Raw genomic sequence first — 13,506 nt, 5'->3', positions numbered from 1 at the left:
TCATCCTTGAGCTAATACCACATTCTAAACGGTTTACTCGGCGGCATTGATGCCAATAGCAGATTGCATAAATAGTGGGATTGGCTGCTCCGTTGCCAAATCAACCGCAATGATTTGCTTGTCTTTATACTGCGCCCAATCCAAAGAACGAGTAACGTAACCATTGCTGGCAATGCTTAACTGCCCACTAATACCGTTAAAGCGTTTGCCTTGTACCATGCTCAGTTGTTTTACATCACCGAGCATGCTGGCTGCATCGAATGCCATAGCGAATAAACGTTGGCTTATATCGGCATTCTCAGGCCATAAACTTTCGTACTGCTGGCGTAAATTATGTTGTGAGATTTGACCGTCTAGCATCCAAGGTAGTTCCGTAAAATAAAGGCCATCTAAATCGCCTTTATCGGTTCTATCAATTTGTTTACTGTGGCTTTTTGAGCTGGCATAAAGCGGAATACGCTCAGCAAAAGTACTCACGTTAACGTCTAAATAAGGTTTGATTAAGCGCGTTTCGGTTGCATCACCTAAAATATAAATCACATCAACATCGCTGCGAGAGCGAGTTTCGCTTTCAACTTCTTGCTTAAATAAAGACTTAACTACATTGATGCGCTCTTTACTTTGGTCTACTTCTAATAAGCCCGTAATGGTTTTTGGCATATCTTCTTTGCCAGCGTAAAAGCCAATTTGCGGTTTTACTTCGCTGTAACGTTGCCATTGTGTATTGAAGTATTCAACTAAGCGTTGCCCATTACTGTTATTTGGGGCCAATAGCATCGGCTTTTGATAGCCCGCTGTTAAAAACCGCTCTAACGCTTGCTGAACTTCATGCTCAGGACTTAAAGCAAAGAAAAAGTGCTGCTGTGAAATGCGCTCACCATCGAAGGTGTTTAAATGCATTACCGGGTAATCAACCAGTGTTTGTGCACTAGTCAGCTTTTCGATATTGCTTTTTAGTAGTGGGCCAATAACAAAATCAGCATTAAACTCACTGAGCTTAAGTGAAATTTCAGCGGCTGATAGCGACTCATCAATAAATAATGTTTGCTCTAATGACTGTCCATCTAGGGCCGCAAGCACACCGGCTTTTAAGGCATCACCTAAACGTTCATTAGCGCCAGATTGAGGAATAAGCACAGCTAAACGATTTACATTTAATGGCTCAATTTGTACTAGCTCCGTTACTTTTTTTGGTAGTATTTCAGCAGCTGGGTGGCCCGGGTAGCGACGCAGCCAGTTATTCATTGCTTGATGAAGCTCAACAGGCGCACCTAAATACACTTGATGATAAAGCGCTAGGTTAACCCAACCTTGCTGCACTACAGAACCACGATTAAAGCGCTCAAGTGCATAAGATGAAAGCTGGGTTAAGCTTTGCCATAAATCTTTGTTTAAATTCGCAACGGTAAAGTTATTTTCGCTGCTAAGGGTTGATGCTTTAAAGAAAAAAGGCATCGCTTGTTTTGGCATACCTTGCGAGGCATAAACGCGCGCAGTTAAGTATTGGTGCCAAGCTTGATGCTCAGGTTGGCTCAATTGTGGCTCTAGTTGTTGTAACTGAGCTAAAGCTAAGTCGCTTTTGCCTTGATGCTCTTGCGCAAGGGCAATGTAAAGCTTGTTTTGAATTTGGTCGACACTAGGAGTCGCTTCAAGCTCAAGGCAAATTTTTTCGAGTAGCGGCCAACGTTCTTCACTAATTGCTGCATCACGTGCAGTGTATAAAAGCTGGATTTTATCGGCGCCTTGTCGATTTAGCGCCGCTTGGTACATAGATTGTGCGTCGGTTAGCTGTGATAGCGCAATACTCGATTGGCTCGATTGATTTTCTGCACTATTTCGAGGTTTTTCGGTTGTGCTACAAGCCGATAACCCTGACAATACAATTAATAGACTAACAAGTTTAAGTCGCACAATGATTTCCCGATACGTTAACGCGATTTGCTTATATTACTGACTGACGCAGGAGACCTCAATGTTAAATGAGGACAATTCAGATAAAATCGGCACTCTTTACATTGTTGCCACGCCTATTGGTAACTTTGATGACATCAGCCAGCGTGCCATCCAAACCCTATCTGAGGTTGACTTAATAGCCGCTGAAGATACTCGTCACACAGGAAAGTTGTTAAGCCATTTTAATATCAAAGCAAAAACCTTTGCTTTACATGACCATAACGAGAAACAAAAAGCGCAACAGATTGTTGATTGGTTAGAGCAAGGAATGAATATTGCGCTGGTCTCTGACGCCGGTACGCCACTGATTAGCGACCCAGGTTATGCGGTGGTTAATTTATGCCGTGAACAAGGCGCGCATGTTACTCCGGTGCCGGGAGCATGTGCTGCAATTACCGCTGTGTGCTGTTCTGGTTTGCCGACTGATCGTTTTCAGTTTATTGGTTTTACACCAGCAAAGAGTAAAGCAAGACAGAGCTTTTTTATCGAAGCGGTAAACTCAGGTATTACTAGCATCATGTATGAAAGTACCCACCGTATCATGGCGAGCCTTGATGATTTAGAAGAAGCACTCGGTGCAGAACAGCTAGTAGTGTTTGCTAAAGAACTGACTAAAACTTTCGAAACCTTTTTCAATGGTACGGTTGCCGAGTTAAAACAGTTTTTAACGGATGATCCAACTAAGCAACGCGGTGAAATCGTATTGATGCTACCGGGTAAAGCGAAGCAAAGTGACGATATTCCAGAAGATGCGCGCCGCATGCTCGGTTTACTCGAGGCCGAAATGCCACTGAAAAAAGCTTGTGGTGTTGTGGCTGAGTATTTTGGTTTGAAGAAAAACGCACTTTATAAAGCAATTATTGACGAAAAAGGCTAATTCTTTACTGCATAGACGTGCGCGCTCAGGTATACTGCGCGCCGAGTCAGCCGAGATAATCGCTGCCTGCAACGAAAATGCGCAGGGGGAGGAAAGTCCGGGCTCCACAGGGCAGGGTGCCAGCTAACGGCTGGGGGGCGCGAGCCTACGACAAGTGCAGCAGAGAGGAGACCGCCAACTTCGGTTGGTAAGGGTGAAAGGGTGCGGTAAGAGCGCACCGGGCCACTGGTAACAGTTGGTTGCAAGGTAAACTCCACCCGGAGCAAGACCAAATAGGGTTCCTTATGGCGTGGCCCACGTTGGAACCGGGTAGGTTGCTTGAGCCATAGAGCGATTTATGGCCTAGACGAATGATTATCCACGACAGAACCCGGCTTATTGGCTGACTCACCAAATTACTCAAGAGCCTCGGTAAATACCGAGGCTTTTTGCTTTCTAAACCTTTACGTAATTAAGAAAACCCACTCCGCTCATACAAAACAGCGGCTTATTGGCTGACTCATCAAATTAAAGAAAGCCCACAGTGAAAACTGTGGGCTTTTTGCTTTTTAGGCGGAGAAAATCCACTCCGCGCATATAAAACAGCGGCTTACTGGCTGACTCACCAAATTAGATTAAAGCCCGTAGTGAATGCTACGGGCTTTTTGCTTTTTGGGGCAAAGAAAATTCACTCCGCGCATATAAAACAGCGGCTTATTGGCTGACTCACCAAATTACATAAAAAGCCTCGCAGCAATGCGGGGCTTTTTGCTTATTGCATAGACACAAAATTAAGAAAATCCACTCCGCTCATACAAAACAGCGGCTTACTGGCTGACTCACCAAATTATATAAAAGCCTCGCAGCGATGCGGGGCTTTTTGCTATCTGCATGCTTTGCTATTTGAGACTGAGCTCGATTCTCCAGACATATTCAAAATGAGGAGTTATGAGAAGTCGTTGTTAATAAACTTACGGCTGATATCTATGAAATCATAGAAATTATTTCAAACCATTTACTACTCACAATATAGAAGGCTGATCTAGTTTTTGAGCTCAATAGTTTGATTAGCACTTTTTTTAATGGAGCCTTCGCCTGCTTTTTGGGAGCGAACTAATTTTTTATATTGCCCAGGTGTTTGGTCAGAATGTTTCTTAAATTCGGTATAAAATGAAGATTTACTATTAAAGCCTACCTCATATGCAATATCGATTATTGCCATGTCAGTTTCACTTAAAAGGCGCTTGGCTTCCGTTATTCTAAACATGTTTACTAACTCATAATAGTTCCCTTGAGTTTGCTGATTAATTATTTGTGATAAGTGGTGCGTAGTTAGGTTAAGCTTTGACGCAAGTAGCTTTAATGAAATGGTTGCATCTTTATAAATTCCGGTTTCCAGCAGGGCTGTTAAATCACAAATAACCTCAGATGCCTTTTTATTTGTTACTGAAGAACGGTATGGTTTATTTAGTTTCGAGCCTTGTTCCGTTGATTGAAAGTCATTGATGTTGTGATGTTCTTTATATGACTTGTTTGTAGAAGCTTGTGACCATGGGTGTCCCCAAATTGGTAGGTATTCATAGATAATAATTGCCAGAATAAGCATGGCAATGGTGACTATAGATAAAGCCCAAGTGAATTCACCTGGCAGCCTGATAAGGAAAAAAACAAATACGAGGGAAATGCACACACACATACTAATAAGTGCAGTTTTTAACTTGGTAATTTCCCTAAGCACATCCGTTTTCTTTTGATTTAGTTTGGTGTTTAGCTCCCGCCAGATTAATTGGAAATAGAAGACTCCAATAGTCGCGATAATCCCAAAACGAGTAAAGCGCATTGGCGTCATTGAAAGTAGCCAGGATCTGTTCGTATTATCTAAAAATTCTATTTTTTCTTGATAATCAAGTACGTTATAAGGCAGCATAAGTGCAAGGTAAATCAATGGTAACAATAAATGCTTTAAGTCATTCTTATTGAATTCACTGTTAAGCCTAACGGATGATTTAAAAAATAAATAAAAAAATATCGGAATAGAGGCTGACAAAGGCCCAGAGAAAGAGAGAACGTATACTTTCCACTCCCTTATATTTTCTTCGAATAAAGCAAGCTCCAGCAGCAGGCTAATAAAGCCTAGCATCATCATCGTAAACATGGCTTTGGCTTTACTATTTTGGTGCGTACTTACTATTGCTCTTGCAATCATAAAGCAGCCAACGGCAATAGCTAGACATAAAATTATGGTTATTAGCTTCATCGTAGTTCAGCACGCTTATGCATTCTAATGCCTGTTTGATTAATGCTCATTTTGTGTCGTTTATAAATAGTTACTAAGGTCTGAATTTATCGGGGTGGTTCAACACTTTGTTTTTAAAGTGAATTTTCTTGGTGTTTGCCGATTGAAACGGTCGAGTATTTTACTTCACCTTTATAAGATAACTGAGCTGTATTTAAAATAAAAGTGTGATAATTAATGAATAGTAATCTGAATTCGTCTAAAAATTTTACTTGGTTGTTTTCTGTGCTAATGATAGTGCTGGCTATTTTTGTGGCGTTCTCTGCACAATTGCCTTCGGCGGACAATTACCAAAGTGGCAATGAAAAAGAGTTCTCCCAGCAAAATGCATTGAAGCATCTTAAAGTTATCAGTGCCGAGGCACATTATGTCGGGGCACCTGCTCATACTAAAGTGCGTAAATACTTAGTGGATGAATTAGAAGCACTTGGCTTAGAGGTTGAAACTTTCAAGCACCTATCGACCCACGGTCGCAGAACTGTTGCTGCATATACTAATAATATTATTACTAAAATTAAGGGTACTACTGAGGGGAAAGCTCTCGCACTTGTATCACATTATGACTCTGGTACTCACTCATCTTTAGGTGCCAGTGACGCAGGGAGTGGTGTGGTAACTATACTCGAAGCTGTTCGTACCTTTCTTGCCAATGGAAAACAACCAACTAACGATATAATCATCGTTTTGACAGATGCAGAAGAGCAAGGCTTATTGGGTGCTGGTGCCTTTGTTAATTTTCATCCTTGGGCGAAAGATATCGGCTTAGTGCTTAATTTTGAAGCCAGAGGGTCAGGTGGGCCAAGCTATATGCTGATCGAAACCAATGGTGGTAATAAAAGGCTTATCCAAGCGTTTAGAGAAGCTGATATTAACATACCCGTCGCTAATTCTTTGATGTATGCCTTGTATAAGTTGTTACCCAACTCGACTGATTTAACGGTATTTAGAAAACAAGCGGATATTGATGGTTTAAACTTTGCCTTTATCGATGATCACTTCGATTATCATACAGTCCAAGACTCTTGGGAAAGAATCGATAGGGAGAGCCTAAATCATCAAGCTGACTACTTGATGGCATCACTCAACTACTTTGCGTATGCAGATCTTAGTCAGTTGAAATCTGAACAAGACATGGTTTATTTCAACTTCCCTGGCTTAAACATGGTGATATACCCTAATTCTTGGGTTACGCCTATGGTGTTATTTGCGATAGTGCTATTTGTATTGCTCAGCTATTACGGATTTAAACAAAATTCGCTAACGATTAAGCAGGTGACTCTTGGCTTTGTGCCTCTTTTCACATCATTGGCCCTCGCAGGTTCTATAGGATATTTTGGTTGGCAATTACTATTGTCGCTTTTTCCTCAGTATGCCGATATTCCACACGGCTTTACTTATAATGGTCATTGGATTTTAGCCTGTTTTGTCACTTTCACCTGCGCTACAACACTTTTCATTTATCAATTGTTTAATAAAAAACTGTCGAGTAGTAACCTGTTCGTTGCCCCTATAGTGCTTTGGCTATGCGTGAATGTAATGATTGCTCTTATGCTACCTGGCGCAGGATTTTTTATTCTGCCACTCTATTTAGCTCTAGCCTGCTTTGGATTAAATATTTTTAGTCAGATTGAACGACCTAAGCCGCTCATGTTGGGCACTTTATTAGTAATACCTTCAGTTATGCTTTTGACTCCTTTGATTCCTCTACTTGTTATTGGGTTGGGTCTAAAGATGAGTGTAATAGGCACCCTACTAACCTGCATGACGCTTATTTTACAGATACCGATTTATTGCAACTACCCAAAAGGGAATAGACTAGCCATTGTTTTTAGTATGTTATCTCTACTCTTTTTAGTTATATCGGTCGCTCAGTCTGATTATACAGAGGAACGCAAAAAGCCAAATAGCGTGAATTATGTCTATGATCAAGATACCGATAGTGCCTTTATGATCAGTTACAATCGTACCCTAGATGCATTTACAAACCAGTTTTTTGATAAAGAGTCATCAGCAACAACTTGGGATGAATCGATCTATCCACAAAGCAGGCGAACAAAGGTGCGCTTTTACCAAGCAACGGACAAACTCGACGTTAAGGCAGCTAAAGTTGAAGTTATAAAGGATGAACTTACCGATAAATCACGAAAATTAGAGTTATTAATTAGCCCACAGCGAGAGGTTAATATTATTCAACTTGCCAGCAATAACGAAATGCCTATAAGTAAGTTGTCGGTTAATGGCCAAGCATTTAATAGCCAAGCTTTCAGTAGCGAACCAGGAGCAGTAAAAGAAATTAAAAAAGGCTTTTTCTTTAAGTATGTATTAACTCACTCTCATGAAAAAGTAAGTGTAGAGCTCGTTGTTCCTAAAAATACAGAGGTATCATTAAAGGTATTCGAAACATCATTCGATTTGCTTGAGAGACTAGATGATGTTCAAGCAAGGGATTCAATATATATGCCAGAGCCTTTTGTGATAAATGATGCCGTTATTATTGGCCAGTCAGTGAAAATTTAAACTTAAGATATTGAAAAATTTATTTTAAATTATTTTGATAGAAGCTGTTAATGGGTTGGTTTACTCACTAATTTTCAAAGAAGCCTCGGTATTTACCGAGGCTTTTTGCTTTCTAAAAGAACTATGCTTAGCGAAACCTTCAAACCAAGTCGAAATTTTTGCTCTTTATTTTGTGAGGGCACTCTTAAGTTGTTTGATTATTATTTGCAAACTAGGAATTTTTCTTAGCCACACTAAGAAAGTCACTCATTACCATAACGGCTTGTTCTTTATATCCTTTAAATCTAATTTACTTATACTTAAAGGATTAAAAATGAGTGTTATTGAGGGAAGTACTAAGGAATTTGGCAATACCACTATTCTACTTCATAGCTTGGGCTCTTCTTGTTACAGAATTGAATGGTATAGCCGAATGACGGGGGCATCGACGAGTTTAGCAAGGCTCAAGCAAGACAAATACGTTGTTATTCGAAAATGGGCGCAAGTTAAAAATATGGCTGATGTCTCGAGTGAATTTAGTAGTCGAAATAGCGCCTTGATACATTTTCTAAATAACGTTGATATTGTTAAATCCAATGATGACTGGATCAGTGCCGCTAAGCAGCATTGTCTTAACTTGTTTGTTGAAAATGAAGGACTAAAGCCAGTAACTAAAGCGAGCTTCCCTAAACCGAGGTTACAAGGGGCAATTGGTAAAGAAGTTGTAGTTAAATCAAAGTTGGGAGAAAGGGAAATAGCGCATGGCTTGTTGTTACAGCTTATAGGCAATCAAGCTGAAATACAGCTTGCGAACATTAAGAAAAAATATCTTACCAAGCAGGTTTATTTAAGGTAACTAGTTGTATTCAAATATCAAAATACACTTCAATTTTAAATCCATCTATTTCAGTAATTGTGTATGTACCGCCAAGAGCAATAACTCGCTCTTCAATAAATGATAACCCGTAACCACCAGACTCCTGCTGTGTGGTCTTGGTTTTTCCATTATCCATAATCGTAAGGCGAATATAACGTTCGTGAGCCGCCAATCTGAGCCTTAGCTCTGTGGCTGTACTGTGTTTGATGCAGTTTGTGACCGCTTCTTGGCAAATTCTGTAAACAGCTGTTTGATGTTCATCTGATATTGCTGAATTTAAGTTTATTTCAGCTATGTATTTGATCGATGCTTTACTTAGCAGAGACTTAAAGCGTCCTTCTTTAAGAGCTTGTTCTAGCCCAAGCTCATCAAGCTCTCTAGGTCTTAGGTGATGCATAATTTGATAGACAGAGTCATACATCGCTTTTGCATTTTCTTTTAGGCCTTCAACGAGGGCATTTTCATTATTTCGTTGCGCTATCGAAAGCACTGTCAGATCAGTTTTAAGTGCAGTTAGATTTTGGCCTAATTCGTCATGGAGTTCTTGAGATAAGTACTTTCGCTCATTTTCTTGAACAGTCACCATACGTTTAGCGAGCTGCTTATTTTTCTTAAGCAGCGCCGTTAGTTTTTCGTTGCTGGCTTGTAGCTGATTATTTTTGATCTTTAATTCGTTAGTGGCGGTGCCGATTAGCAAGCCAGTTACGGAATTAGCTAAGATAAATAATTGGCTAATGTAAGTATTGGTCGCATCTTGTGTGAGGCCTGCTTGTGCAACGATCAGCACATTACTTACCAAGGCACTTGCTATCGCCCCTTTAATGCCAAATTTATAAGAGAACCAAATTACCGGCAGAAGGGAGCATAGGCGTAGCAAGGGGTAAAGATCTGAGTGATTTAGGTAACTCACTATGTAAATAAGCGCCAGTGCGAATAAGCTTAATAAAATAACCGCATGATGCCGAGAAAACATACGGCTATAACTTTGGCTAAGTAACAATAATGCTGGAGCGACTAACAATGTACCCGTCAGGTCACCTAAAGTCATATTGAGTTGATATTGTAATACTTGCTTGCCTTTCAACCAGGTTGTGAATTCAAAAGCGCTCGAGAATAAAAACCATTTAAAAGAAGCTGAAATAACGGCAAGTAAAATTAGCGACAATGCACCTGAATTAGAGGTCACTTTTGGCGGCCAGCGGCTTTTCTTAAAGCTGTAGACAATAGCCATATAGGTTAATTCTTGGAAGAAGCCGTGAAATAAATCAAAGCTCCATCCGCCATTGTAATAGACACTTAAATACGACGCATAAAGTCGAGAAGCAATCCAAAGCATTGGCCATAATCGCACAGGCAAAATTACAAAGAATGCAAGCTTCACCCCCGCTGGCAGGTAAATAGCGCTACTTTGGGTGACGGTTTCTAAATGATTACTCACCCAAGAGGATAAATATAAAGCAAGAAAGTAAAGCGCAAACACCAATAACTGGTTAAATACTTCAGTTAAAAAACTACGTGAAGCGTACTCTTTTGAGACGAGCTTATGCCAGTTCATCAAGCGTGATCATCCCGGAATCTATGGCAATTTTTAATAATTCAAATGAATTACTGACTTCAAGTTTGTTGTATATATTCGTTTTATGTACGTGGGCTGTTTTTGGCATCATATCAAGTTGTTGGGCAACTTGTTTAGCATTTAACCCTTTAGCAAATAAGGGGAGTGCTTCTTTCTCTCTTGGCGTTAAGAAAGAAAGTTTGCTTGCTGGGGAAGTGGTATTAAATTTCACATCTTCACTGATATAGCGCCCTCCATTGATGACGGCATTAACCGCATCAATCAAAGCATCAGATGCTGAGCGTTTAGATACATAACCTTGAGCACCGAGTTTTAATGCGTTGCTAACATAAGGTTCGTAGTCATACATAGAGGCGACGATGGTTTTTATGTCGGGGAAATAGGTGTTTAAATAAGCAAGAAATGCGAGCCCATTTTCACCGTCATGCATTGATATATCAACAATAAATACATGGGGTTGCTCTAAGTTAACAGCAAGTTTTGCTTCAGTGACTGAGCAGGCTTCTATGACAACTTGCCATCCGGCTTGTAGCTCTAATAGTTTTTTAAAGCTATCTCTAACCAGTTGATGATCTTCAATGATTCCAATTCGCATAATCCCTCCATAGATTTTTATTATATCCTCAATTCAATGAGTTATGTCTAGGAATTATTCTTATATAAATGAAACACTGGTTCATATGCAGTGACTAAAACAGGACTACACAGTAGGAATAGTTCTAGTTTAAACGCTATATTTTCTGAATCGTTGTGATTATTGATCTCGGACAAGGTTGCTGCGTTGACTCTGTTTGTTGCAGTGGTACAGTGAAATTGAACTTAAATTCTAGCTAAAGGAGTTGCCCATGCTAGGCGAAAAACACTCGTTATTGAATGAATTCCCTGAGTTTAATGAATTAATCCATAGCCTCGCGAAACACGACGCTCATTTCAAGAAAACCATGCAGCGTTATGATGATATGGATAAAGAAATTCGTGAGCTTGAATTGCAAAATTCGCCGATTGAAGATGCGGATATGCATGAAAAGAAGCATCAACGCGCCGTGCTAAAAGATGAACTTTATGACTTTTTAAAAGCCAATGCTTAATTATTGAATCGAAGCTAATGCCCCTTGCTCTAATGACTCTCGCTGACAAGGGGCATTATATCAACTCGCAATAATAGTTAACCGTATTGATGTTATTTAAAAGCCGATAAGCACCGAAACCTGCAATAAAAGCACCGCTAAAACGATATATACCAACCACAATGGGAAAATAAATTTAGCCCATTCTCCCCATCCCACTCGCGCTGTCGCAAGATACGCAAGTAAAGTTCCTGACGTTGGGGTGAGAATATTCGTGATGCCATTACCAAATAAAAACGCCACTATCGTGGTTTGCTCAGAGACACCCGCTAAACTACCAACTGGGCCTAAAATTGGCATACTGACTGCTGCTTGGCCTGACGTTGAGGGGATCAAAAAGTCTAACAATAATTGCGATACAAACATACCTGTGGCAGCAACATAGGCATTGCCTTCGCCAATAAATGACATTAAAAAGTGCACAATGGAATCAAGTATCATGCCTTGCTTTAAAACAACAGCAACCGCAGTGGCTACGCCTATCAGTATGCTTGCAAGTAGTACTTTTTTCATGCCATCAACAAATGCTTGAGCCGCTTGGTTTGCCGTTAATCCAGACATGGCGGCAAGCACCATGCTAAGGGCAATATAATAAGCACTTAAGGCATGATGTTTCCAATGCCAATGGGTTGATGCATAAACTAATAATGCAATACCTCCAGCCAGTGTGAGTAGCATAGAAACATGGCGTGTTGATAATTTCTCGGCATGAAAATGCACTTGGGCATTGTTAAAACCATGACGCTTGATCATTAAGAGTACAAAGCTAATACCAACCGCTAAAAAAGCCAGGTAAAAGAAAAATCGCACACTTGCACCACTAAATATTTGTAAGCCAAGCAGTGGTTGCGCAATTGTGAGTGGTAAAGGGTTCGTCACTGATGATAAATAACCGGCTTTCACGGCAACACAGACAATCGCAAAACCAATGATATTCGGCAGCCCTAAGCGATTGGCCATGCCAACCATTAAAGGAATAATCAAAAGGTACTCAGACGCTAAGCCCAAAAAGGTGCTACCTGCTGAAAAGGCGATCATAAGAATTATCACCAGCACATAAATATTGCCTTGAACTAGGCTTAATAGCCGCTCAAGGCCCGCATCTACCGTGCCTGCTTTGGTCAAGATACCAAACATACCGCCAATAATAAGCACCATAAATATCAAGCCAGCGCCTTGCTCTAGGCCTGTTGGAATTGCCATAAATGCGCCAATAATACTGACGGGTTCGGCTTTTATTTGATCTGCATTTTCATAATTAAATAAATTGCCGAGGGATTTATCTTTCTCGATAACTTTGTAGCTATTGGCTACAACAACATTGCCTTGCCTATCGTAAGAGCCTGAATCAACAAGGTATGTTAGCAACATGGCTAAAAACAAAATACTGAGCAATATAATTATCGGGTTCATGCCCTTTTTACTGGTGCTGGGATTTTGCGTGCTCATTATTATTGTCCTATTTGAGCCGACACATACGCCGCTAATTGTTTTGCGACAAACGCCGCATCCGATTTAAACGTTTGATAGTTTTCGCTCTTTTCAAACGCTTGTTCATTCATATATAACGCTCGGTTGATTTCAATCTGCACCGAATGACGATTTTGCGCTACATCAGCATAGTTACTGACTAGGTAGCCGCCCTTATAAGGGGTATTTTTTACCACTTTATAGCCTTTGCTAGTAAATGCCTTTGCAATCACATCAACAAACTCAGCGCTGGCTGAAGTGCCATCTTTATCGCCCAAAATAATATCAGGACGAGCCAAACCTGCATCTATGTTCATCCCATTTCCAACGGATTTCATCGAATGGCAATCAACATGCCACACACCCTGATGTTGATTATATAAATCATCAAGCAATTGATTGAGTTGTTGATGATAGGGGCTGTAATAATGACTAATTCGGTGAGCAATCTCTTGTTTAGTCAATGTTTTTTCATACATAGGTTTGCCAGGTAAGGCATAGCGACGAATAAGTCCCATACCACGCTCGCTGTACTTTGTTGGTTTACAAAGCTCCCAAGGCGTATCTAATAGTTCGGGATCAATATCTGTCGGGGCACGGTTAGGATCAATATACATCCGCGAGAAGTGTGCATGTAATAAGTACCCACCTTGCTCTACAACGGGTTGCCAAATATCATCAATAAATGCATCCCAACCGGTTTTTATAAATTCAACAGGCACTTGGGTATTAAAATCCGAAGGACAATGAATACCGCTGTGTGGTGAATCAAACACTAACGGTAAGGCTGCTGTTTGGCTTGGGGTTAATAAACTGAAAGCCGGCTCCATAGGTTATTCTCCTAACTACTTCATA

The 13,506-nt window shown here is 40.4% G+C and carries 10 protein-coding genes and 1 other RNA gene; 5 read left to right on the top strand and 6 right to left on the bottom strand.

Features of this window, described 5'->3' with window-relative positions; all coding sequences use genetic code 11:
* Positions 1-33: 33 nt before the first annotated feature.
* Positions 34-1,911 (bottom strand): penicillin-binding protein activator, encoded by a 1,878-nt coding sequence (locus tag NH153_RS08020; protein WP_063702675.1) that lies wholly within the window; start codon positions 1,909-1,911, stop codon positions 34-36.
* A 61-nt stretch (positions 1,912-1,972) separates the two neighbouring features.
* Between NH153_RS08020 and rsmI the strand changes: the two genes are divergently transcribed.
* Positions 1,973-2,830: a 16S rRNA (cytidine(1402)-2'-O)-methyltransferase gene (gene rsmI, locus NH153_RS08015; RefSeq protein WP_063702673.1), complete on the top strand. Its 858-nt coding sequence runs from the start codon at positions 1,973-1,975 to the stop codon at positions 2,828-2,830.
* Positions 2,831-2,872: 42 nt separating this feature from the next.
* Positions 2,873-3,224, top strand: an RNA gene (gene rnpB / locus NH153_RS08010) — RNase P RNA component class A.
* A 627-nt stretch (positions 3,225-3,851) separates the two neighbouring features.
* Here the strand turns inward: rnpB and NH153_RS08005 are convergent.
* Positions 3,852-5,015: a helix-turn-helix domain-containing protein gene (locus tag NH153_RS08005; protein ID WP_240494362.1), complete on the bottom strand. Its 1,164-nt coding sequence runs from the start codon at positions 5,013-5,015 to the stop codon at positions 3,852-3,854.
* A gap of 267 nt (positions 5,016-5,282) precedes the next feature.
* On the opposite strand from NH153_RS08005, the gene NH153_RS08000 reads away from it, so the two are divergent.
* Positions 5,283-7,622, top strand: a complete 2,340-nt coding sequence (locus NH153_RS08000; RefSeq protein WP_063702670.1) for a M20/M25/M40 family metallo-hydrolase — start codon at positions 5,283-5,285, stop codon at positions 7,620-7,622.
* Positions 7,623-7,935: 313 nt separating this feature from the next.
* On the top strand, positions 7,936-8,457 hold the full coding sequence (locus NH153_RS07995) for a hypothetical protein (protein WP_063702884.1): 522 nt from the start codon (positions 7,936-7,938) through the stop codon (positions 8,455-8,457).
* Positions 8,458-8,467: 10 nt separating this feature from the next.
* Here the strand turns inward: NH153_RS07995 and NH153_RS07990 are convergent, their stop codons facing one another.
* Together NH153_RS07990 and NH153_RS07985 are read right to left on the bottom strand one after the other, a co-directional pair.
* On the bottom strand, positions 8,468-10,033 hold the full coding sequence (locus tag NH153_RS07990) for an MASE1 domain-containing protein (protein WP_063702668.1): 1,566 nt from the start codon (positions 10,031-10,033) through the stop codon (positions 8,468-8,470).
* A complete protein-coding gene (locus NH153_RS07985; protein WP_063702666.1) occupies positions 10,020-10,649 on the bottom strand; it encodes a response regulator transcription factor in 630 nt (209 codons plus the stop codon). The genes NH153_RS07990 and NH153_RS07985 overlap by 14 nt, the downstream gene beginning before the upstream one ends.
* 250 nt (positions 10,650-10,899) lie before the next feature.
* On the opposite strand from NH153_RS07985, the gene NH153_RS07980 reads away from it, so the two are divergent.
* A complete protein-coding gene (locus tag NH153_RS07980) occupies positions 10,900-11,142 on the top strand; it encodes an HP1242/YdcH family protein (protein WP_063702664.1) in 243 nt (80 codons plus the stop codon).
* 96 nt (positions 11,143-11,238) lie between these two features.
* On the opposite strand, the gene NH153_RS07975 is transcribed toward NH153_RS07980, so the two are convergent.
* Both NH153_RS07975 and NH153_RS07970 read right to left on the bottom strand, forming a co-directional pair.
* Positions 11,239-12,630: a YfcC family protein gene (locus NH153_RS07975; protein WP_063702662.1), complete on the bottom strand. Its 1,392-nt coding sequence runs from the start codon at positions 12,628-12,630 to the stop codon at positions 11,239-11,241.
* 2 nt (positions 12,631-12,632) lie between these two features.
* The gene (locus NH153_RS07970; RefSeq protein ID WP_063702660.1) at positions 12,633-13,481 is read right to left on the bottom strand and encodes an N-formylglutamate amidohydrolase; all 849 of its coding nucleotides are present in this window, start codon (positions 13,479-13,481) and stop codon (positions 12,633-12,635) included.
* Between the last annotated feature and the right edge of the window lie 25 nt (positions 13,482-13,506).

The organism is Pseudoalteromonas gelatinilytica (genome assembly GCF_001641615.1).
Taxonomy (GTDB): domain Bacteria; phylum Pseudomonadota; class Gammaproteobacteria; order Enterobacterales; family Alteromonadaceae; genus Pseudoalteromonas; species Pseudoalteromonas gelatinilytica.
The sequence above is the reverse complement of the archived record's forward strand: the minus strand, read 5'-3'. Positions and strand labels throughout refer to the sequence as shown.

What these genes read in the sequence shown, in the direction of transcription:
- rsmI (WP_063702673.1), top strand. Translation starts at nt 1,973, where the DNA reads ATGTTAAATGAGGACAATTCAGATAAAATCGGCACTCTTTACATTGTT.
- NH153_RS07985 (WP_063702666.1), bottom strand. Translation starts at nt 10,649, where the DNA reads ATGCGAATTGGAATCATTGAAGATCATCAACTGGTTAGAGATAGCTTT.
- NH153_RS07975 (WP_063702662.1), bottom strand. Translation starts at nt 12,630, where the DNA reads ATGAGCACGCAAAATCCCAGCACCAGTAAAAAGGGCATGAACCCGATA.
- NH153_RS07990 (WP_063702668.1), bottom strand. Translation starts at nt 10,033, where the DNA reads ATGAACTGGCATAAGCTCGTCTCAAAAGAGTACGCTTCACGTAGTTTT.
- NH153_RS07980 (WP_063702664.1), top strand. Translation starts at nt 10,900, where the DNA reads ATGCTAGGCGAAAAACACTCGTTATTGAATGAATTCCCTGAGTTTAAT.
- NH153_RS08000 (WP_063702670.1), top strand. Translation starts at nt 5,283, where the DNA reads ATGAATAGTAATCTGAATTCGTCTAAAAATTTTACTTGGTTGTTTTCT.
- NH153_RS08005 (WP_240494362.1), bottom strand. Translation starts at nt 5,015, where the DNA reads ATGATTGCAAGAGCAATAGTAAGTACGCACCAAAATAGTAAAGCCAAA.
- NH153_RS07970 (WP_063702660.1), bottom strand. Translation starts at nt 13,481, where the DNA reads ATGGAGCCGGCTTTCAGTTTATTAACCCCAAGCCAAACAGCAGCCTTA.
- NH153_RS07995 (WP_063702884.1), top strand. Translation starts at nt 7,936, where the DNA reads ATGAGTGTTATTGAGGGAAGTACTAAGGAATTTGGCAATACCACTATT.